The sequence below is a fragment of the Streptomyces sp. GESEQ-4 genome (genome assembly GCF_017948455.1).
Taxonomy (GTDB): domain Bacteria; phylum Actinomycetota; class Actinomycetes; order Streptomycetales; family Streptomycetaceae; genus Streptomyces.
This window is the reverse complement of the sequence record NZ_JAFFSU010000003.1, coordinates 136,736-156,925: the sequence shown is the minus strand read 5'-3', so window position 1 is coordinate 156,925 and position 20,190 is coordinate 136,736. Positions and strand designations below refer to the sequence as shown.

The 20,190-nt window shown below is 71.1% G+C and carries 23 protein-coding genes; 7 read left to right on the top strand and 16 right to left on the bottom strand.

The window, feature by feature from the left end:
• Window positions 1-98: 98 nt before the first annotated feature.
• The 3 genes from KCH48_RS08920 to KCH48_RS08910 all read right to left on the bottom strand — a co-directional run bounded on the left by KCH48_RS08920 (window position 99) and on the right by KCH48_RS08910 (window position 3,339).
• The gene (locus KCH48_RS08920; RefSeq protein ID WP_210571820.1) at window positions 99-1,277 is read right to left on the bottom strand and encodes a cytochrome P450; all 1,179 of its coding nucleotides are present in this window, start codon (window positions 1,275-1,277) and stop codon (window positions 99-101) included.
• A gap of 83 nt (window positions 1,278-1,360) precedes the next feature.
• Window positions 1,361-2,041: a response regulator transcription factor gene (locus tag KCH48_RS08915; RefSeq protein WP_210571819.1), complete on the bottom strand. Its 681-nt coding sequence runs from the start codon at window positions 2,039-2,041 to the stop codon at window positions 1,361-1,363.
• Window positions 2,042-2,088: 47 nt separating this feature from the next.
• Window positions 2,089-3,339, bottom strand: a complete 1,251-nt coding sequence (locus KCH48_RS08910; RefSeq protein ID WP_374104664.1) for a histidine kinase — start codon at window positions 3,337-3,339, stop codon at window positions 2,089-2,091.
• 179 nt (window positions 3,340-3,518) lie between these two features.
• Here KCH48_RS08910 and KCH48_RS08905 point away from each other — a divergent pair, with 179 nt between their 5' ends.
• Window positions 3,519-3,719 (top strand): hypothetical protein, encoded by a 201-nt coding sequence (locus KCH48_RS08905; RefSeq protein WP_210571817.1) that lies wholly within the window; start codon window positions 3,519-3,521, stop codon window positions 3,717-3,719.
• Between the two features lie 3 nt (window positions 3,720-3,722).
• Here KCH48_RS08905 and KCH48_RS08900 read toward each other — a convergent pair whose 3' ends face one another.
• On the bottom strand, window positions 3,723-4,109 hold the full coding sequence (locus KCH48_RS08900; protein ID WP_210571815.1) for a ribonuclease domain-containing protein: 387 nt from the start codon (window positions 4,107-4,109) through the stop codon (window positions 3,723-3,725).
• A 131-nt stretch (window positions 4,110-4,240) separates the two neighbouring features.
• Entirely contained in the window at window positions 4,241-4,867 is a 627-nt protein-coding gene (locus tag KCH48_RS08895) for a dihydrofolate reductase family protein (protein ID WP_210571814.1), read from the bottom strand.
• Window positions 4,868-5,055: 188 nt separating this feature from the next.
• On the opposite strand from KCH48_RS08895, the gene KCH48_RS08890 reads away from it, so the two are divergent.
• A complete protein-coding gene (locus KCH48_RS08890) occupies window positions 5,056-5,799 on the top strand; it encodes an SDR family oxidoreductase (protein ID WP_210571812.1) in 744 nt (247 codons plus the stop codon).
• 3 nt (window positions 5,800-5,802) lie between these two features.
• Here the strand turns inward: KCH48_RS08890 and KCH48_RS08885 are convergent, their stop codons facing one another.
• The 3 genes from KCH48_RS08885 to allB are packed head-to-tail and all read right to left on the bottom strand — an operon-like array spanning window position 5,803 to window position 9,368.
• Window positions 5,803-6,816: a hypothetical protein gene (locus tag KCH48_RS08885; protein ID WP_210571811.1), complete on the bottom strand. Its 1,014-nt coding sequence runs from the start codon at window positions 6,814-6,816 to the stop codon at window positions 5,803-5,805.
• Between the two features lie 54 nt (window positions 6,817-6,870).
• Complete coding sequence (gene alc / locus KCH48_RS08880; RefSeq protein WP_210571810.1) at window positions 6,871-7,986, bottom strand: allantoicase; 1,116 nt, start codon at window positions 7,984-7,986, stop codon at window positions 6,871-6,873.
• 44 nt (window positions 7,987-8,030) lie between these two features.
• A complete protein-coding gene (gene allB, locus KCH48_RS08875; protein ID WP_210571809.1) occupies window positions 8,031-9,368 on the bottom strand; it encodes an allantoinase AllB in 1,338 nt (445 codons plus the stop codon).
• Between the two features lie 268 nt (window positions 9,369-9,636).
• On the opposite strand from allB, the gene KCH48_RS08870 reads away from it, so the two are divergent.
• Both KCH48_RS08870 and KCH48_RS08865 read left to right on the top strand, forming a co-directional pair.
• Complete coding sequence (locus tag KCH48_RS08870) at window positions 9,637-10,437, top strand: IclR family transcriptional regulator (protein ID WP_210571808.1); 801 nt, start codon at window positions 9,637-9,639, stop codon at window positions 10,435-10,437.
• On the top strand, window positions 10,437-11,123 hold the full coding sequence (locus tag KCH48_RS08865) for a DUF6304 family protein (RefSeq protein ID WP_210571807.1): 687 nt from the start codon (window positions 10,437-10,439) through the stop codon (window positions 11,121-11,123). The genes KCH48_RS08870 and KCH48_RS08865 overlap by 1 nt, the downstream gene beginning before the upstream one ends.
• Here the strand turns inward: KCH48_RS08865 and KCH48_RS08860 are convergent.
• Window positions 11,120-11,443, bottom strand: a complete 324-nt coding sequence (locus KCH48_RS08860; protein WP_210571805.1) for a DUF5955 family protein — start codon at window positions 11,441-11,443, stop codon at window positions 11,120-11,122. The genes KCH48_RS08865 and KCH48_RS08860 overlap by 4 nt on opposite strands.
• Before the next feature lie 187 nt (window positions 11,444-11,630).
• Here KCH48_RS08860 and KCH48_RS08855 point away from each other — a divergent pair, with 187 nt between their 5' ends.
• On the top strand, window positions 11,631-12,230 hold the full coding sequence (locus KCH48_RS08855; protein ID WP_210571803.1) for an NTP transferase domain-containing protein: 600 nt from the start codon (window positions 11,631-11,633) through the stop codon (window positions 12,228-12,230).
• Between the two features lie 195 nt (window positions 12,231-12,425).
• The gene (gene aceB / locus KCH48_RS08850) at window positions 12,426-14,051 is read left to right on the top strand and encodes a malate synthase A (protein WP_210571801.1); all 1,626 of its coding nucleotides are present in this window, start codon (window positions 12,426-12,428) and stop codon (window positions 14,049-14,051) included.
• A gap of 3 nt (window positions 14,052-14,054) precedes the next feature.
• Here aceB and KCH48_RS08845 read toward each other — a convergent pair whose 3' ends face one another.
• The 7 genes from KCH48_RS08845 to KCH48_RS08815 form a co-directional block, all read right to left on the bottom strand.
• Window positions 14,055-14,333 (bottom strand): SelT/SelW/SelH family protein, encoded by a 279-nt coding sequence (locus tag KCH48_RS08845; RefSeq protein WP_210571799.1) that lies wholly within the window; start codon window positions 14,331-14,333, stop codon window positions 14,055-14,057.
• The gene (locus tag KCH48_RS08840) at window positions 14,330-15,241 is read right to left on the bottom strand and encodes a HipA family kinase (RefSeq protein WP_210571796.1); all 912 of its coding nucleotides are present in this window, start codon (window positions 15,239-15,241) and stop codon (window positions 14,330-14,332) included. Before KCH48_RS08840 ends, KCH48_RS08845 begins: the two co-directional genes overlap by 4 nt.
• A 73-nt stretch (window positions 15,242-15,314) precedes the next feature.
• The gene (locus KCH48_RS08835) at window positions 15,315-15,680 is read right to left on the bottom strand and encodes a hypothetical protein (RefSeq protein ID WP_210571794.1); all 366 of its coding nucleotides are present in this window, start codon (window positions 15,678-15,680) and stop codon (window positions 15,315-15,317) included.
• A 5-nt stretch (window positions 15,681-15,685) separates the two neighbouring features.
• Window positions 15,686-16,510, bottom strand: coding sequence for a sulfotransferase (locus tag KCH48_RS08830; RefSeq protein ID WP_210571792.1), 825 nt, complete (start codon window positions 16,508-16,510; stop codon window positions 15,686-15,688).
• 36 nt (window positions 16,511-16,546) lie between these two features.
• Window positions 16,547-17,653 (bottom strand): alpha/beta hydrolase family protein, encoded by a 1,107-nt coding sequence (locus tag KCH48_RS08825; RefSeq protein ID WP_210571790.1) that lies wholly within the window; start codon window positions 17,651-17,653, stop codon window positions 16,547-16,549.
• Window positions 17,654-17,809: 156 nt separating this feature from the next.
• Window positions 17,810-18,478, bottom strand: a complete 669-nt coding sequence (locus tag KCH48_RS08820; protein WP_210571788.1) for a response regulator transcription factor — start codon at window positions 18,476-18,478, stop codon at window positions 17,810-17,812.
• The gene (locus tag KCH48_RS08815) at window positions 18,475-19,659 is read right to left on the bottom strand and encodes a sensor histidine kinase (RefSeq protein WP_210571786.1); all 1,185 of its coding nucleotides are present in this window, start codon (window positions 19,657-19,659) and stop codon (window positions 18,475-18,477) included. Before KCH48_RS08815 ends, KCH48_RS08820 begins: the two co-directional genes overlap by 4 nt.
• Window positions 19,660-19,809: 150 nt before the next feature.
• Here KCH48_RS08815 and KCH48_RS08810 point away from each other — a divergent pair, with 150 nt between their 5' ends.
• Window positions 19,810-20,016 carry a hypothetical protein gene (locus tag KCH48_RS08810; protein ID WP_210571784.1) on the top strand — a complete coding sequence of 69 codons (207 nt, stop codon included), beginning with the start codon at window positions 19,810-19,812 and terminating at the stop codon, window positions 20,014-20,016.
• Window positions 20,017-20,190: the final 174 nt, after the last annotated feature.

Here is a 20,190-nt window from a genome sequence, read left to right as displayed (position 1 = left end):
TCTCAGCTCACCGTCAACCAGGGCTCGCGCGGCACCGTCAGCCACGGCGCCCACCGCCCCGTCGGCTGCAGCTCCCCCCGCTCCCCCCGCTCTGCCGCTCACCAGCGCACCGACAGGCTGCGCATGCCGCGCATCAGCATGCCCGGGAGCCACTCGCCGGGTGGGCCGTCGAGGGCGAGGTCGGGGGCGCGGTCGAGCAGGGACCGTATCGCCGTACGCGCTTCGAGGCGGGCCAGCGGGGCGCCCAGGCAGAAGTGGATGCCATGGCCGAAGGCGACATGGCCGCGGGCGTCACGGCGGATGTCGAAGGTGTCGGGAGCGGGATAGCGGCTCGCGTCGCGGTTGGCAGCGGTGAGGCCGATCATCACCGACTCGCCCTTGTCGATCCGGACGCCGCCCAGCTCCAGGGGCTCCGCGGCATACCGGAACGTCGCCGTCTCCACCGGGCCCTCATGGCGCAGCATCTCCTCGACGGCGCCGTCGAGGAGGCTCATGTCGGCGCGCAGCGCGGCGAGTTGGTCGGGGTGGGTGAGCAGGGAGTGGACGCCGCTGGTGATGAGGTTGACCGTGGTCTCGTGGCCCGCGATGAGCAGGATGAAGGCCATGCCCCGCAGTTCGTCCGGGGAGAGCCGGTCGCCGTCCTCGGCGGTGGTGCGGATCAGGTCGCTCAGCAGGTCGCCGCTCGGCCCGGCGGCGCGCTTGTCCTCGATCAGGTCGGTGAAGTACGCGCCGAGGCGGACGTAGGCGTCGTGCTCGCTGCCCGGGCTGCTCGGTGCGACCGCCTCCGTGGACATCTTGCGGAACTCCGCGCGGTCCATCTCGGGCACGCCGAGCAGTTCGCAGATGACGGTGATCGGCAGCGGATAGGACAGGGCCTCCACCAGGTCGGCACGGCCCCGCGGCAGCATCGCGTCGAGCAGTTCGTCCGTGAGCTGCTGGATCCTCGGGCGCAGTGCCTCCACGCGGCGCATGGTGAAAGCGCGGGCAATCAGGCCGCGCAGCCGGGTGTGCTGGGGTGGATCGGTGACCAGCAGGTTCTTCCCGATCAGCTCCTCGTCGAGGGGCTTCAGGCCGATCTTGGCGCCGTCCTTGGACAGCCGCGGCTCGGCGAGTGCCGTACGCGCCTCCTCATGCCCGACGACGAGCCACACCTCGGAGTGCCACTCAGGCAGCCGGACCCGGTGGACGGGGCCTTCGGCGCGCAGGCGTGCGTACGCCGGATGCGGGTTCACGCGGAACCCCTCGCCGAACTCCCCCATGTCGATGACGTCCGTCATGGCCCTCCCCCTCGCACACCATCCCCCGCACAACAGCCCCCGCACAACAGCCGCGACACACAGACAACGCCCGGCACCCGCGATCAGTGCCCGTCCTCCTCGGATTCCTCCAGAAGTCCCGCGTCGTACGCCAACAGGGCGATCTGCACACGGTTGTTGAGGTCGAGTTTGGCCAGGATGCGGGAGACATGGGTCTTGACGGTGGCCACGCTCATGAAGAGGGTGGCGGCGATCTCGGCGTTGGACAGCCCCCGGCCGACCGCGACGGCGACCTCGCGTTCACGGTCGTTGAGGGCCTCGATGCGGGCACGCGCGCGTGCCCGCCGGGTGTCGGCCGCGGCACCGGCCGCGTGCTCCATCAGCCGGCGGGTGACGGAGGGCGACAGGACGGGGTCGCCTGCCGCGACCCGGCGCACCGCGTCGACGATCTCGGCGGGCGGGGTGTCCTTCAGGACGAATCCGGCGGCGCCGGCGCGCAGCGCCCGCAGCACCTGCTCGTCGGCGTGGAAGGTGGTCAGGACCACGACCTGCGGGGCGTCCTTGCGGCCGCGCAGCCGCTCGGTGGCCGTCAGCCCGTCCATCGACGGCATCCGGATGTCCATCAGGACGACGTCCGGGCCGGTGCGGTCGACGAGCGCCTCGACCTCGCGGCCGTCGGCCGCCTCCCCGACGATCTCGATGTCGTCGGCCCCGCCCATCATGAAGGACAGCCCGGCTCGTACGAGGGGGTCGTCGTCGACGAGGAGCACTCTGATCGCAGTCATGGACCCTACGTAATCACGGTCGCGGCCGGTGAGTTGGCCGGAGTCGCTCACCCCCACGGCAGCCAGCCCCGCACCCCGAACCCTCCGTCCCCCTCCGGCCCGTACGCGAGCCGCCCCCCGGCCAGCGTGGCCCGTTCCGTCAGTCCGATCAGGCCCTGCCCGGAGCCGGGTACGGGTGGAACCTCGCCCTCGGGTGCCGGGTTCCGTACGTCCACGGTCAGGCCCTCCCCCGGGCCGCCCGTGACGGACACGGTGACCTCGGTGCCGGGGGCGTGCTTGCGGGCGTTGGTCAGGCCCTCCTGGGCGATGCGGTAGGCGGTGCGGCCGACGGAGGCCGGGACGGCGGCGGGGTCGGTGACGCGGTTGTCGAGGGTGACCTTCATGCCGGCCTCGCGGGACTCGGCGACCAGGGCGTCCAGCGCGGCGAGCGTCGGCTGCGGACGGCCGGCCTCGTCGGGTTCGCCGGCCCGCAGCACGCCGATGATCTCGCGCAGGTCCTGCAGCGCCTCGTGCGCGCTCTCCCGGATGACGCCCGCGGCCCGCGCGACCTCCGCCTGCGGTGCGTCGGGCCGGAACTCCAGCGCACCGGCGTGCACGCTCAGCAGCGTCAGCCGGTGCGCGAGCACGTCGTGCATCTCCCGGGCGATGGCCTCGCGGGCCAGCCGCTGCGCCTGCTCGGCGCGCAGCTTCGCCTCCGTCTCGGCGCGCAGGGCGCGGTCGCGCAGGCTCAGCATGAGCTGCCGCTTCGACCGTACGAGCAGGCCGCAGGCGATGGCCGAGACGGTGAGCAGCGAGGCGAGCAGGACCGCCGGCACGAACGGCAGACCGGGCTCCGGACGCCACCAGAAGTAGAGCGGGATCCCCGCGAGGACGATGCCGCCGACCCAGGCCACGTACCTGAAGGGCCGGTGCACGGCGAGCGAGAAAAAGACGATCGTGGCGGCGCCACCCGCGGAGTTCGACACGAAGCCGAGGAGAGCCATCGCGACGGCGAGCTCGACCGGCCAGCGGCGGCGCAGCCAGACGGAGGCGCAGGCGACGGCGCCGAGCAACTGGTCGAGGGCGGCGAGCGAGTCCGGTGTGTTCGGGTCTCCGTTCACGGTCTCCGCGCCCGCCAGGCCGATCAGGACGGCCAGCACGAAGCAGGAGAAGTCGACGACCCAGTCGCGTGCGGTGCGCCGCGGTCGCCGCCCGGACGCTCCGGCATCGGGGTCGAGCTCATGGACCACGGCGGACGGGAACAGCCACCGGCGCCCCTGGAACGCCGACACAGCCTGCTCCGCCTTGTCACCACTCACGGTCGACAAATCTACGCAGTGCGGGCCCGCCCCACCTCCCCGTACGCATGATCGACGACCAAAGTCGCACCGCCGCAGACTTTCGGCGCGGGGGCGCGGACGGATCATGGACTTCCGTCGAAATGGCCTCGCCCCGCGGCCGATGACTGTGGGGGGTCCGCGGGGCGAGTGTCCTCACCATGAAGGAATTGCTGGAGCTACTCGGATTCATCGCCCTGGCGCAGGGCGCGATGGGCCTCGTCCACGAGTTCACCGACTGGAAGATCGGCCTCGTACAGAGGATCGACTTTCTCGACGGCTACGAGATCTACGCGAGCGTCGCGTTCCTGGTGCTGGGGTTCGCGTTGTTCGCCGCCGCCGAGAGCCGGAAGTCCGGCTGAGGCTCAGCAGCCGTAGTCGACCAGGTCGAACGACTCGTAGTGGTCCGCGGTGTAGTAGTCCTCCTGGTTCTCCTCACCGGTGACGATCCGGCGAGCTCCGCGCGTGGACGAACCCGGCGTGATCACCGTGTACTCGTGGTAGTACCCGGTCGACTGGGAGGGCAGGATGCCTTCGCGGTTCTGGAAGACCGTCCCGTCCTGCTCGTACGGGTACGGGCCGCCCTGCTCGATCAGGTCGAGCGTGTCGTGCGCCTGGGAGGGCAGGTCGGTGTAGCAGATGCTGCCGACGGCGGCGGCCGCCGGGGTGGCGGTGACGGTGCCGCCGATGAGAAGGGCGGACAGGACGGCGGCTGCGGCGCCGATGCGAGTGATCCGTGGGGGGAATCTCATGCCCCCCATGATGACGCGCGTAGACAGTGGCATGTCAATGTCAACTCCGGAGAATTTCCCGTCAAGTCCGATGAGTTTTCGGGAAATTAACCTGCCGCCCGGCGTCTTCACGCAGGCCGGGCGGCAGCTGGTCAGGCGTTCTCGGGCAGCTCGTATGAGCCGTACTCCGGGCGGCCCGCGAGGTCGTACGACTGGATGGAGACGCCTGTCGAGGTGATCCGTCCGCCGCTGTGCCGGAAGGCGGTCGGCACCGAGCCCTCCGGGAAGAGCCGGAAGCCGGCGCCCAGCACGACCGGGAAGGTCAGCAGGTGCACGGTGTCGACGAGGTCGAGGGCGAACAGGGACTGCAGGAGCGCGCCGCTGCCGTGGACCTGGATCTCGCCGTCGGTGCGCTCCTTGAGGGCGGTGACCTCCTTGGCCAGGTCGCCGCCGAGCACGGTGGTGCCGGACCACTCGGGGTCGGTGAGGGTGGACGAGGCGACGTACTTGGGCAGGGCGTTGAGCTTGGAGGCGACGGGGTCGGCCGGGTCGGTCACCTTCGGCCAGTACCCGGCGAAGATGTCGTAGGTCCGGCGGCCGAGGAGAAACGCGTCGACGCTGCCGAAGACCTCGGTGACGAACGCGCCGAAGTCCTCCTCGGCGTAGGGAACGGTCCAGCCGCCCTGCTCGAAGCCGCCCCGGGTGTCCTCCTGCGGGCCGCCCGGTGCCTGGTAGACGCCGTCGAGGCTGACGAAGATCTGGGAGACGAGCTTGCCCATGGCGGGTGCCTTCTCTCTGTGGTGGGGTCTGCTGTCATCACCTCAGACCCCACCCGCACCCGCAACTCATCGGTTCAGCCCGCGTGAGTCGAGAAGAGCCCGCCCGTGGGTCTCTGCAGGGCGTTCCGGGCGACCTCGACGTCCGTTCGCCGCCAGCACCGCGCGGCCCCCGCCGCTGGGATGGATGCATGACTTCTTACGGAACTCTCAACGGCAAGGTGGCCCTGGTGACCGGCGGCAGCCGCGGTATCGGCGCGGCGACGGCACTGCGGCTGGCCCGGGAGGGCGCGGACGTGGCCGTCACCTATGTGAACGGCAAGGACGCGGCCGAGGACGTCGTACGGGCCGTCGAGGCGCTCGGGCGGCGGGCGGTGGCCCTGCGCGCGGACTCCGCGGACGCGCGGGAGGCGGCCGGGGCGGTGACGCGTACGGCGGAGGCGCTGGGCGGGCTGGACGTCCTGGTGAACAACGTGGGCGTCGGCCTGCTCGGGCCGCTGGAGAGCCTGTCGGTCAGCGATGTCGACCGGCTGCTCGCCGTGAACGTGCGCGGGGTGTTCCTGGCCTCCCAGGCAGCCGCCGCGCGGATGCCGGAGGGCGGCCGGATCATCACGATCGGTACCTGCATGACCCAGCGGGTGCCGGGGCCGGGCGGAACGCTGTACGCCATGAGCAAGTCTGCGCTGATCGGGCTGACGAAGGCGCTCGCGCGGGAGCTGGGTGCGCGCGGGATCACGGCGAACATCGTCCACCCCGGGCCCATCGACACGGACATGAACCCGGGGGACGGCCCGTACGCGCCCGGCCAGGCGGAGATGACGGCGCTGGGGCGTTTCGGCACGTCCGAGGAGGTGGCGTCGATGGTCGCGTACCTGGCGGGGGCCGACTATGTCACGGGCGCCGAGTTCGCGGTGGACGGCGGACACGCGGCGTGACCGTCACGTCAGCGTCTCCTTGACCCGGTGCAGGTAGCTGAAGTCGTGGCCGTCACGGGTTCTCGTCAACGGGCGGATCTCGCGGGTGGCCACGTTCAGCGCGTAGCCGCCGACCGCGCCCAGGACCCAGGTCAGGCCGGGTTCCACCATGCTCCCGGCGGCCGCGCCCAGGGCGACGGTCACCATCACCGACCGCTCCACCCAGGCCATACGGCTGCTCTTCGCGGCCCCGCGGTAGTCCTGCACGGACTGGTCGATCTCGCGACGCAGCTCGGAGAGGACGTCCGCGGGGTGTTCGTAGTCGCGCCGCAGATCGCCGAGCAGTCGGTGCAGGGCGCGCATCAGGCGCTGCCGCTCGTCGGCGTACCGGTCACGGAAGGCGAGGACGTCGGCGGTGGGAGTGCCAGGGGCCGGGACCGGGAGCAGCCCGCCTAGTTCCGTCTCGTACGCGCGCAGGCCTTGCTCGGCCGGGTCGCGCAGCGAGCAGTCGTACGCGTCCCGGCGGTCGGTGTACGGGACGTACGAGACCGGTCCCTCCAGGGCCAGTTCGCGCGCCAGCACTCCGATGATCAGTTCCAGGACCTGCTTCGGTACGGCGAGCCTCCACCACTGGTCCTCCCCTCGCTCGGCGAGGCCGAGGCGCAGCAGCTCCCGTTCCATCCGGTGACCGAGCTTCGACCGGTAGATGTAGGCCTCCGGCGGCGACGGCAGCGAGGGCCGGTCAGAGCTGTCCGCCATGCGGCGCAGTTCCTGGCGCAGCACCTCGGCAGCGAGGTCGCCGCCGCCGTCGGGGCGCACGTAGCTCTGGTCGTACAGCAGGTCCATCGAGCGTTCGTCGAAGTGGAGCGGCCGGTACAGGGACCGGTCCCGCAGCTCCTTAAGCTCCGCCGAGACCGCGGCCTCGTAGACCTCGCGTTCCCGCGGTACGACCGAGGCGATCCCGTCCCAGTACAGCAGCGCCTGGTGCAGGACCTCCGTCGGTGGCTTCACCAACGGGTAGTAGAGCAGAACCGCCATCACGCCTCCCCGTGAACACCCCTGCCGCAGAAGGGGTGTTCACGGTAGCGGAGTTCAGCCGCCCAGTTCCTGGTGTCGCGCCGCCAGCCCCGCAGCGCCCTGCTGCGTCAGCGAGCCGTGCAGCCGCAGGCGGGAGATGCCGCCGTCGGGGTAGATGTCCACGCGCGCGTGCGTGCCGACGGCGGAGGCGGACAGGACGAAGCGGTGGTTGGTGTCGGGTTGGAGGCGGGTCCGCGGGAGGACTTCCGTCCACTCGCCCTCCTCGCCGTCCTTCACCGATACTGACGCCCAGCCCGCGCTGTTGCCCTTCAGATACGCCGTGTCGATCTCGATCGCGCGGATCTGGGACTGGGCCACCAGCCGGTACCTGATCCAGTCGTTGCCCTGGTCGCGGCGGCGGCGGGTCTCCCAGCCGTCGTCCATCTTGCGGGAGCGGCCCGGCTGGATGGTGTTGGTGGCGGGCGAGTAGAAGAGGTTGGAGGCGTCCTCGGCCTGGCCGCCGTTCTCCAGGGCGACCACGTCGAAGGTGCCCAGGACGGCGAGCCAGGCCGGGTCCGGGACGACCTCGCCGTACACACGCAGGCGGGCGATGCCGCCGTCGGGGTGCTGGTTGACGCGGAGGTGCGTGAAGCGCTGTTCCACGGAGACCTCGAAGCCGTTCGCCGCGTGGCCGCCCACCGCGGTGCGCGGGACCAGCGTCGTCCACTTCACGTCGTCGCCCAGCAGCTCCTCGGGGGACGGGAAGCCCGCCACCGCCGTGCCCTCGATCGACACGGCCTGCGGGTAGTTGCCGCGGAAGTGGGCCGTGTCGACGACGATCCCGCGGATCACGCCGGGCGCGCCGAGGCGGACCAGCGCCCAGTCGTGGTCCTCGGCCGTCGGCCACGGATGGTCGGCCGAGGCACCGCGGCGGCGGCGCGTCTCCCAGCCGTCCATGATCTTGCCCTTGTGCCCGAAGTGCTCCGGGTCGAACTCGGCGCGCCCGGGCACCAGCAGGTTCTCGCGCTGGGCGAAGAACTCGTCGTTGGCGGCGATGACACCGGCGCCGAGCTGCCGGTCGGCGAGGTTGGCGTACTGGGTGAAGGGGAAGTCGGCGGTGCGGTAGTCCGCGTACGGGTCACCGCCTCCGTACGGGTTCGCGTCGCCGGTGAAACTCGGGGTCGCCGTCACAAGGTCTGCCTTTCGGGAGTCGGCCGCTGCGGGTGCGGGGTCGATCAGGGGGTGCGGGTGAGGAGTTGACCCTTCGGGTCCGTGAACTCGCCGTCGGCCACGATGCGTTCGCCGCGCAGCCAGGTGGACCTGACGACGCCGTACAGGGTCTTGCCCGCGTACGCCGTGACGCGGTTGCGGTGCTGGAGGGCCGCCGGGTCCACGGTGAACGTCGCGTCGGGTGCGAGGACCGCGAAGTCGGCGTCGCGGCCGGCCTCGATGGCGCCCTTCTGGCCGAGGCCGACGAGCTGAGCAGTCCGCTCGGACATCCAGCGGACGACGTCCTCCAGGCCGTGACCGCGCCTGCGTGCCTCCGTCCACACCGCCGCCAGGCTCAGCTGCAGGCCCGAGATGCCGCCCCACGCCGTCGCGAAGTCGTCGGTCTTCAGGTCGGCCGTGGACGGCGAGTGGTCGGTGACCACGCAGTCGATCGTGCCGTCGGCCAGCGCCTGCCACAACAGGTCCTGGTTGGCGGCCTCACGGATGGGCGGGCAGCACTTGAACTCGCTGGCCCCGTCCGGGACTTCCTCGGCGGTCAACGTCAGATAGTGCGGGCAGGTCTCCACGGTGAGACGGACGCCCTCCGCCTTGGCCTCGGCGATCAGCGGCAGCGCGTCGCTCGACGACAGGTGCAGCACATGCACGCGCGCGTCCAGGCGCTTGGCCTGGGCGATCAGCTGGGCGATCGCCGTGTCCTCGGCGTCGCGCGGGCGTGAGGCGAGGAAGTGCGCGTACTTCGGGCCGCCGTGCTGCGGGGCCGCGGAGAGGTGGTGCGGGTCCTCGGCGTGCACGATCAGCAGGCCGCCGAAGGAGGCGATCTCGGCCAGGGACCGGGCGAGTTGCTCCTGGTCGAGGTGCGGGAACTCGTCCACGCCGGACGGGGACAGGAACGCCTTGAAGCCGAAGACCCCGGTGTCGTGCAGCGGGCGCAGGTCCGTGACGTTGTCGGGCAGGGCGCCGCCCCAGAAGCCGACGTCGATGTGCGCCTTGTCGGCGGCCACCTTCTGCTTCGTACGGAGGTTCTCGACCGTCGTGGTCGGCGGCAGGGAGTTGAGCGGCATGTCGACGAGGGTGGTGATGCCGCCGGCGGCCGCGGCGCGCGTGGCGGTCCAGAAGCCCTCCCACTCGGTGCGGCCGGGGTCGTTGACGTGCACGTGGGTGTCGACCAGGCCGGGCAGCAGGACGTCGTCGCCGAAGTCCTCAAGGCGGGCGCCGGACGGGACTTCGGCGTCGTACGGGAGTACGGCCGTGATCTTGCCGGCGGCGACCGCGACCGAGGCGGCCCGCGTCCCCTCCCGGGTGATGACGCGCGTCGAGCGCAGCACCAGTTCAGCGTCGGACACCCGGACCCCTCTCTGCCGCCGTTTACTTCCGCGTAACGGAATTCAACTTTCTGTTGAAGGAGTCTCGTCTCCCGCTCCCGCGCCGTCAAGGGCACACTTCTCCACAGTGCACCCCACGGCCGTACTCTGGACGTTTCCACAAAGTGGAATTACAGTTCCGGCAAGCAGAACGTAGCTACGCACAAGCGGGGAGTCAACCGACCGACGGGTAGGCTTCTGCTCTTCCTGCCTGTCCCGAAAAGGCCGCCAGTCCCGAAAGGAACGCGCCGTGCCGACGTCCAGCGCCAGCACCACCGACTCCGCCAAGTCCACTACGGGCGGGGTCCAGTCCCTCGAGCGCGCCTTCGATCTGCTCGAGCGCATGGCGGACGCGGGCGGCGAGGTCGGGCTGAGCGAGCTGTCCGCCAGCAGCGGGCTGCCGCTGCCGACCATCCACCGCCTCATGCGCACGCTGGTGGCCTGCGGTTACGTACGCCAGCAGGCCAACCGCCGCTATGCGCTGGGCCCCCGCCTGATCCGGCTCGGCGAGTCCGCCTCCCGGCTGCTCGGCACCTGGGCCCGCCCCTATCTCGCCCGCCTGGTCGAGGAGACCGGCGAGACGGCGAACATGGCGCTGCTCGACGGCGACGAGATCGTGTACGTGGCGCAGGTGCCGTCGAAGCACTCGATGCGCATGTTCACCGAGGTCGGCCGGCGCGTGCTGCCGCACTCCACGGGCGTGGGCAAGGCCCTGCTGGCGAACACGCCGGACGACGAGGTGCGCGCCCTGCTCGCCCGCACCGGCATGCCCGCCGCCACGGAGAAGACGATCACCACGCCGGAGGGCTTCCTCGCGGCCCTGGACGACGTACGACGGCTCGGCTACGCGGTCGACGACAACGAGCAGGAGATCGGCGTGCGCTGCCTCGCGGTCTCGGTCCCCAACTCCCCCACCGCGGCGGCCCTTTCCATCTCCGGCCCGGCGGGGCGGGTCACCGAGACGGCGACGGAGCGGATCGTACCCGTGCTCCAGCAGATCGCCGGCGAACTGTCCGAGGCACTGGCCACCAGCCAGAACCACGCCTCGTAATGCAGCGCCTGCCCGGCCGGTACACCGACCGGCACGGGTCGGAGGAGATCGTCTTCGAGACCGACGGCCGGGAACTGATCCGTACGACGATCAGGGGCGTCCGCTTCGAGGGCGACACGATGGACGATCTGGGCGCGCTGAGCGGTGAGCCGCCCGAGCAGCCCTTCTCGTTCTTCGACGGGGCACTGTGCTCCTGCCTCCTGGAGTGGGAGGTGCCGATACCCGTGGAGGTCAGGGGCAGCGGCGTACGCCCGGGACTGCTGCGGTGCGCCCTGCGGCTCGGGGATCCGGCGGGCCCGCGACGCGGACTGGACGAAGAGGCGCTGACCACCACCCTGCACCTCGACGGGTACGAGTTCCGCAACGCGGCCGGCCAGGACGACTTCGAGGACGCGCTGCACGAGATCCAGCGCAAGCTGCCGCGCGCGGCCCGGCTGAAGGCCTGCGTCTCCTGCGCCTGGTCCGACTACTCCCCGGTGGGCCACAGCCTCATGGCCGGCCTGGCCTGCTTCCGTGACGTCAAGGAGCGCTACCGCCTGGTCGAGGGCAAGCACGGCCCCCGGGGCATCTTCGCGATCTGGGGCGATCTCACCGAGTTCGTCCAGGAGACCTGGCTCTGCGACCAGTTCGAGCACCGGGCCACCGGGGGTTACCGGGGGCCGTTCCCGTACCCGCCGGTGAACTAGCCCTGGCCCCGCCGCTGTTCCCCGAACAGATCCACCGCGTCGCGCACCTGCGTGAGCCCCGGTGACAGCGCGCTCACGGAGCCGATCGCCCCGGCGATCAGCAGCAACGAGCGGCGCAGGCGGGGGATTTCGGGGCTGCCGCTGACCGTCATCGCGGCGAGCGCAGCGAGTTCGTCCTCGGCGATGCCGCGGTCAGGGAACTCCGCGGGGTGCGCGGCGAGTTCGCGGCGCAGCCGGGACACCGCGGTCCGCAGTTCCGCCACCCTCGGGTCCTCGTCGCTGCCGGTCACTTGCCGCCTCTGCCCCAAGCTCCGCAACACAGCTCTCCCCCCGCGCACGCCGTTGTGCGCCTGTACGTCGTGATCGCGCCCGGACCCCCGGAAGGTTGTCGGGCGCCGGGGGACGCGGGTCAGTAAACGCCACCCGGTGCGGGACGCGCCACCGCGTGGACCGAAATTCAGTCTCCGGAACGCCGTCGCGCGCCCCTGTCTCAGGTATGCAGGACGCATGACGGACAAGCAAGACACCGTGACCGGACTGCTGCTCGCCGCGGGAGGCGGACGACGGCTCGGCGGACGCCCCAAGGCACTGCTCGAACACCGCGGCCGGCCCCTCGTCGAACACGCGGTCGGCGTCCTGCGGGCGGCCGGGTGCACCCGCGTCCATGTGGTGCTCGGGGCGCGGGCAGCGGTCGTACGGGAACGGGCGCGTCTGGAGGGGTGCGTGCTCGTGGACAACCCGGAGTGGGAGCAGGGCATGGGTTCCTCGCTGCGCGCCGGACTCGACTCGCTCGCCGGGACCCCCGCGACGGCCGCGCTCGTCTCACTCGTCGACCAGCCCGGCATCGGACCGGAGGCGGTCGCCCGGGTGCTCGCCGCCTACACGGACGAGGAGTCGCTGGTCTCGGCCGCCTACGACGGGGTACGCGGACATCCGGTCCTGTTCGGCGCCGCCCACTGGGCCGACATCGCGGCCACGGCGACCGGGGACCGCGGGGCGCGCGCCTACCTGAAGGCGCACGAGGAGGAGATCACGCTCGTCGAGTGCGGGGATGTGGCGGAGGCGTACGACATCGACACGGAAGGCGACCTGAGCCACCTTGAGTGAGCATGGTGGCACCGAGCGCCACCATGCCTCGATTCAGAGAATCTCGACATCAACAAACCATTGAACTTCCACCATGAGGAAACTAGTATCCACTGATCAGAAGCGCCCCGGCGTCCCGCGGGCGCTGTCAGCCGCACCCGAGGAACCTGGCACCCCGTGCCACACGTAGCAGCCCGCTGAAGGAAGTGACAGCTCATGTCCGCACCAGCGCCGTCCCCGCTGGCCATCGTCGACGCCGAGCCCCTGCCCCGGCAGGAGGAGGTCCTCACCGAAGCGGCCCTCGCCTTCGTGGCCGAGCTGCACCGGAGGTTCACGCCCCGGCGTGACGAGCTCCTCGCCCGCCGCGCGGAGCGCCGCGCCGAGATCGCCCGCACCTCCACGCTCGACTTCCTCCCCGAGACGGCCGCGATCCGCGCGGACGACTCGTGGAAGGTGGCCCCCTCCCCCGCGGCCCTGAACGACCGCCGCGTGGAGATCACCGGCCCCACCGACCGCAAGATGACCATCAACGCCCTCAACTCGGGCGCCAGGGTCTGGCTCGCCGACTTCGAGGACGCCTCCGCGCCGACCTGGGAGAACGTGGTCCTCGGCCAGCTCAACCTGATCGACGCCTACACCCGGAACATCGACTTCACCGACCCGAACTCCGGCAAGTCGTACGCCCTGAAGGCCGAGGACGAGCTCGCGACCGTCGTCATGCGCCCGCGCGGCTGGCATCTGAACGAGCGTCACCTCACCGCCCCGGACGGCAGCCAAGTCCCCGGCGCCCTCGTCGACTTCGGTCTCTACTTCTTCCACAACGCCCAGCGTCTGCTCGACCTCGGCAAGGGCCCGTACTTCTACCTCCCCAAGACGGAGTCGCACCTGGAGGCCCGCCTCTGGAACGACGTGTTCGTCTTCGCTCAGAACTACGTCGGCATCCCCCAGGGCACCATCCGCGCGACCGTCCTGATCGAGACGATCACGGCCGCGTACGAGATGGAGGAGATCCTCTATGAACTGCGCGACCACGCCTCGGGGTTGAACGCGGGCCGCTGGGACTACCTGTTCTCCATCGTGAAGAACTTCCGTGACGGCGGCGCCAAGTTCGTCCTCCCGGACCGCAACGCGGTCACCATGACCGCCCCGTTCATGCGCGCGTACACCGAACTCCTCGTCCGCACCTGCCACAAGCGTGGCGCGCACGCGATCGGCGGCATGGCGGCGTTCATCCCGTCCCGCCGCGACGAGGAGGTCAACAAGGTCGCCTTCGAGAAGGTGAAGGCGGACAAGGACCGCGAGGCGAACGACGGCTTCGACGGCTCCTGGGTCGCCCACCCCGACCTCGTCCCGATCGCCATGGCCTCCTTCGACGCCGTCCTCGGCGACAAGCCGAACCAGAAGGACCGGCTGCGCGAGGACGTCGACGTCCAAGCGGCCGACCTGATCGCGGTCGACTCGCTCAAGGCGAAGCCGACGTACGACGGTCTGGTCAACGCCGTCCAGGTCGGCATCCGTTACATCGAGGCCTGGCTGCGCGGCCTCGGCGCGGTCGCCATCTTCAATCTGATGGAGGACGCGGCCACCGCCGAGATCTCCCGCTCGCAGATCTGGCAGTGGATCAACGCCGGCGTCGAGTTCGAGAACGGCGAGAAGGCCACCCCGGAGCTGGCCCGCAAGGTCGCCGCCGAGGAACTGGCGAACATCCGCGCCGAGATCGGTGAGGAGGCCTTCGCGGCCGGGCACTGGCAGCAGGCCCACGACCTGCTGCTCACCGTCGCCCTCGACGAGGACTACGCGGACTTCCTGACGCTGCCCGCGTACGAGCGGCTCAAGGGCTGACTCTCAGGAAGCAGGTTTGTCCGAGTGGCCCAGGGGCTTGTCCGGGGCCACTCGGTCGCGTACGGCCTGCTTGACCGCCGTCGGCTCGGGAAAGCCCTGCTCACGGCGGTCCCAGACCACCTCGTCGTTCACGCGGACGACGAAGACGCCGCCGGTGCCGGGCTTGAGCGACAGCTCGGTCAGCTCGGTCTCGAAGGTCGTCAGCAGCTCCTGCGCCAGCCAGGCCGCACGGGGCAGCCACCGGCACTGGGTGCAGTACTCGATCTGTACGCGCTGGGTCATCGGATGTGTACCGCCCCGTCCTGTTCCACCGCCGGTCTGCCGTGCAGGTCCGGGACCTGCTTGAGCCACTTCGGACGGCCTCGCTGTGTCTTCGCCGCGCGCAGGGCCTGCTCGGCGGCGACTTCCTCCCGGGTGGGGAAGTCCGTGGGGAGCCAGGCAGTGGAGGCTTCCCCGCGCGCGTGGAGGTAGTCCACGTACGCCGTCCGGATGTCGTCCGGCGTCGCGAACCCCTCCTCTCCGGCCAGCCAGGCGTCCGGGACCTCGGCCGCGATCGCCCGCAACAGCTCCCGCGTCACCTTCGGCGCCAGCTCGGCGTCGGCCGCGCGCACGTCCGGCGTGTAGTGCCCGAGCGCGTGATGCCGGAAGTCGTACGCCTTCTCCGGTTCCGTCGCGTCCCAGCGGTGGTGGAAGACGAGGGCGGCGCCGTGGTCGATCAGCCACAGGCGCGGGGGTGCGACACCGAGCGTGGGCCAGATCATGAGGTTCGAGCTGTGGACCGTACGGTCGACGTTGACAGTCAGTGCGTCCAGCCAGACGATCCGGCCCGCCTCCAGCGGGTCCACGCGGAACGTCTCGGCGACCTCGGGCGTGAAGTCCTTCGCGCCCGGCAGGAAGTCCATGCCGAGGTTGATCCCGGCGCTGGCGCTGTGCAGCTCCCGCACCTCCTGATGGGGCTCTTCGTCGGCGATCTCCGGGTCGAAGCGCACGAGCACCAGCTCGGGGAACCGCAGCCCGAGCGCCCGCGCCAGCTCACCCACGATCACCTCGGCGACCAGCGCCTTCTTGCCCTGCGCGGAGCCGGTGAACTTGACGACGTACGTCCCCAGGTCGTCGGCCTCGACGATGCCGGGGACGGAGCCGCCGGACCGGAGGGGTTCGACGTAGCGGGTCGCAGTGACCGTTCTCAACGAAACGTCCTTCCGGCCTCCGGCATGAAGTGAGCATAGTAACCGAGCGTGACAGCCGGTGTCGGAATTATTCTCAGCGTCGCCCGGTCAGCAGGTCGTGGACCGCCTCCGCGCTCTGCGCGCACTCCGGCGCGGAGGCGCACACCTCGACGTACCGTGTGCCGCTCGCCGCGTGGCGTTCACGCACCGCCGTCACGCCGTCCTCGGCGCACGGCACGATCGCCACGATGCCGTTGCGGGCCAGTACCTCGGCCATCAGGCCGATGCGTTCGGGGTCCGTGTCATGGTCGTTGAGGCGGTCGAGGACCTCGACCCGGCGCTGTCCGGCCAGCAGCCGTTCGGCGAGCGCGTAGGCGGCACCGCGCCGGTCGGCGGCCGTCGGCCCGGTGACCCACACCGTCGCTCCCGGGCAGGTACATCGGCACTTCACGTCGGACATGTCGCTCAACACGGATACCCCCAGGCACGCGTGATGTCGCGCAGCGGCGCCGGTACGTCTGCCGCGTCCGGCAGCGCTCGCGCTTTCTGGATCTTCCCGGACTTGATGTTCTCGCTCCAGTCGCCGATGTACGGCACGAACGGGCCGTGATCACCCTTGCGGTAGTCGAGCATCCTCGGCGCCCACGGAACGCCGAGGTAGGCGCAGATCTCCCGGGTGACCGCCTCGGGCCGCTCGGTCAGATCCTCGTAGCGGACGGTGAGACCGGGCAGCGCGGTGCGGGCCGCCTCGACCGCCTCGACGTAGCCGCGCACTTCCCGCACGGTCGCGTCCGGATCACGGTCGGGGCGGTTGGTGATCAGTGAGTTGACCATCGACGCGGGATGGCGCAGCAGGAAAATGTACCGGGCCTTGGGCCAGCCCTCGTGCAGCCGCTCCCAGACGCCCGCGTTGCCGGGTGTCTTGTCGACGATGACCTGCTTGCCGCTGCGCACGAGTTCGCGGTGCAGCACCCGGTCCCACAGCAGGTACTCCAGCTCACGCTGGTCCAGGTCGAGTTCGGACATCGCCTTCTTGGTGTACGGCTTGTTCAGGTCGACGGAGAGCGTGCGCAGGTGCATCTCGTGCGGGGCGCGGATCTGCGGATGGCTGTTGAGCAGGACCCGCAGCAGGGTGGAGCCGGAGCGCACGGAGGACAGGACGAACACCGGGTCCGGTACGAGCCGATACGCCGACTGCGGCACAGGAGGCTCGCCCAGTCTGCGTATGCGCCGTCTCACGCCGCGCGCCACCCGGCGCACTCCCGGACCGACCGATCCGACCATGACCATTGCCGTGCCTCCTTGACCCCCCGGCCGCGCGGAACCTCACCCTCCTGTTGAAGGCTTGACCATACTGTGGCCACTCCCTGGTTTCACCATGGGGAGCGGATGAGATTCTCCTGAGCATTCACGCAGGGCCCCCAGCAGCATCGGCAGCGAACGGTGGAACTCGCGCACCCAGTACGGCGGGGAGTGTGTGCCGGCGTAGAAGTGCGTCGTCACCGGGGCTCCGAGGGCGGACAGGCGGTCGGCCAAGGCCCGGGACTCGCGGTACATGAGTGTCTCCGTCGGGGAGATCGCCTCCTCGGGGAACGGGTCGGCCGGGTCCTCCAGTCCGGGGATCTCCGGGTCGGGCTCCGTGCCCGGCGGGTCGAGTGCGCCTGCCGTGCCGTCGCCGCTGGAGAGGTGGACGGGTGTGGTGCGCAGTCGGTGGGCCAGGTAATAGGGGTCGTGCGCCTGCCAGTTGGTGCGCTGGGCGACCGGGTCGCCCCACAGGGCCTTCCAGTCCAGGCCCAGGTACGCCATGGCGGCCCGGATGGCGTGCGGGTGCTGGAGGGGGTGGACGAAGCCGCTGTAGCTGGCCACCGCCCGGAACAGCCCCGGGTGCCGGGCGGCGTACGAGAGGGCGCCGAACCCGCCCTGCGACTCCCCGGCGGCCGCACGACGGGTACCCGCGCCGTAGTGGCGCTCCAGCAGCGGGCGCACCTCCTCCAGGTGGAAGGTCTCCACGGCGGGCGGACCGCCCGCACCGGCGTTGAACCAGTCGCTGTAGAAGCCGAAGAGCGGCATCTCGGGCATGACGACAAGGACGTCGCGCAGTTCGGGTACGTCCTGGATGCCGGAGTGGTAGTCCTCGGTCCAGGCTCGGTAGTTGCCGTCGCCGCCGACCAGGAGATACAGCGTCGGCCAGCTCGCCCCGTGGCGGCGCTGCTCCCAGCCGTCCGGTGTCAGCAGACGGACCTTGGCGGTGCGGCCGAGTGCGGGGGAGTCGATCGTGAGGTCGACGAGGCGGTTGCCCGCCTGCTTCTCGGCGACGACTCGCGCGCCGTGCGGTGCGGGGGCCGCGTCGGCTTCGGACACCACCAGCAACAGCAGCAGGTCGGCGATGACGAAGGCGAGGAGCAGGCGTAAACGGGCGGGGCTCCACGACATGGCGAAGTCTCCTTTCGTACAAGGGTGTGTACGTGCGCCGTCGTCATACGTCTCGCTTGCGCGGCGTTCCGGCCGCGAGCAAGAGCGACGGTAGGAAGCGGGGGCGTTGCTGGCATCCGCTGCCGGGAGTCGGCAGCTACTCCCGGCGGAGCAGGGTCACCGCTCTCCGGCCCTGACCAGCCCCGTCTCGTAGGCCAGCACCACCAGTTGGGCGCGGTCCCGTGCCCTCAGCTTGGTCATCGCGCGGCTCACGTGGGTCTTGGCGGTGAGCGGGCTCATCAGCAGCCGCCTGCCGATCTCCTCGTTGCTCAGCCCGGTCGCGACCAGCGCCATGACCTCCCGTTCCCGCTCGGTTAGCACGGCGAGGCGTTCGGCGCCGGCCGCCTCCGGGCCCTTGAGCCGGGCGAACTCCTCCACCACCGCGCGCGTGACGGCGGGCGCGAGGAGGCTCTGCCCGGCGGCGACCGTGCGGATCGCCGCCCGGAGTTCGTCCGGCTCGATGTCCTTCAGCAGGAAACCGGCCGCGCCGTGCCGAAGCGCCTCGAAGACATAGGCGTCGACCTGGTACGTGGTGAGCATGACCACGCGTACGCCGTCCAGCGCGGCGTCGGCCGCGATACGGCGGGTGGCCTCGATGCCGTCGACGCCGGGCATGCGGATGTCCATCAGGACGACGTCCGGCCGGGTCAGCCGTACGGCTTCGACGGCCTGGGCGCCGTCGGCCGCCTCGGCGACCACGACCAGGTCGGCGGTGAGATCCAGCAGAGCGCGGAAACCGGCGCGGACGACGGTCTGGTCGTCCGCGAGCACCACGCGTACGGTCATCGTCCTTCTCCGTTCTCGCCGGTCGGAAGGACCGCTCGGACGCGGAACCCCCCGCCGGATACCGGCCCGTAGTCGATCGTGCCCCCGGCCGCCACCGCGCGCTCCCGCATACCGACCAGACCGAAACCGCCCTCTTCCGGTGGCGGTGACGGCAGTCCGTCGTCGATGACTTCCACCGCGAGCCTGCCGTCCTGCCGGACGACGGAGACCGCCGCGTGCCGGGCACGGGAGTGCTTGACGACGTTCGTCAGAGCCTCCTGGACGATGCGGTACGCGGCCAGCCCCACCACCGACGGCACACCGTCCGACGCCCCTTCCTCGCGGAGCGTGAGCTCGATGCCGCCGCCCGCGAACCGGTCGACCAGCTCGCCGAGCCGTTCGATGCCCGGCGCCGGCTCCACCGGGTCGTCCTCGCCCTCCGGTTCCCGCAGCACGGTGACGGTGGCCCGCAGCTCCCGTACCGCCCCCTTGCCCGAGTCCCGGACCTGCCGCATCGCCTGGCGGGCCATGTCCGGCCGCACGTCGAAGGTCTCCAGGGCCACGCCCGCCTGGACGGTCATCGCGGTGACCGTGTGCGCGACGATGTCGTGCAGCTCGCGCGCGATCCGCACCCGCTCCTCCCGGACCCGGCGGGCCGCCTCCCGCTCGCGGTCCGCTTCGGCGCGGGCGGCGCGGGCGGCGTACTCGTCGAGCAACTGCCGCCGCGTGCGGACCACTTCGCCGAGCAACAGCGGCACCAGCGGCCAGAGCATCTCCAGCACCGGCAGCCCCTGCGGGTTCACCACGTCCTTGCCGACCCACAGCGCGACCACACCCGACGTGAGCGCGGCGGCCAGCCCGGTCCACAGGGTGCGCCGCCGGTCGCCCTGCACGGCGACCGTGTACAGCGCCACGATCGTCGGCAGATTCAGCAGCTCCCCGATGTGCCCGTGCAGCGCCCAGCCGGCACACGCCGCCCCGGTGACCACGGCGACCGGCACGGGCCACCGCCGCCGCCACAGCAGCGCCAGCAACGAGACGGCCAGCAGCAGCCAGGTCAGCCAGTCCGCCTGCCGGTACTCCGGCTCGTTCACCGCCGCGTCCGGCCCGGTGAACATCCCGACCACGCCCACCACGAGCACGTCCACGGCAACCGGCGGCAGGGCCCGCAGCCGCGCGGGCAGACGGTCGAAGGTCGTCACCTCCACACCGTATGAGCGCGACCACCCGGGCGCATACGCCAGCGGGAGTACCCGGCGCCCGTCCACCTGCACTCGGCAATGCGTGCCCTCCGACGGCTACGGCTCCGAAGCCACCACGCGCCGCCGCCGAGCAGGAGGACAGCTGCCCCGATGCCGATGGGTACGGCGATCGACATGCCGTCGTCCCCGTCCGTGCTGTTCGCCGCGGGCTCCGCCGACGGCGCCGAAGTCCCGGTCGTCGACTCGCCCGCGGCGGTTGTGGGCTCCTCCGTGGGGCTGGGGCTGACGAGCTTCGCGCCGGGTGCGGCCGGCTTCAGTTCCAGGCGGGGCGCGGGATGCCCGTCATCGTGGCTGTGACCGTCGGCAGGTTCCTCCAGCTCTATCCAGCGGTCGACCCGGCCGTCGTCGTAAACGCGAACGCGGTGAGGGCGCCGGTGCGGCGCAGGCTGCGTCCCAGGGTGGGGCGATGCGCTGAGAACTCCCTAGTAGTTCCGATGCGGGGAGCCGACGGCTCGACGTCCGTGTGGACGG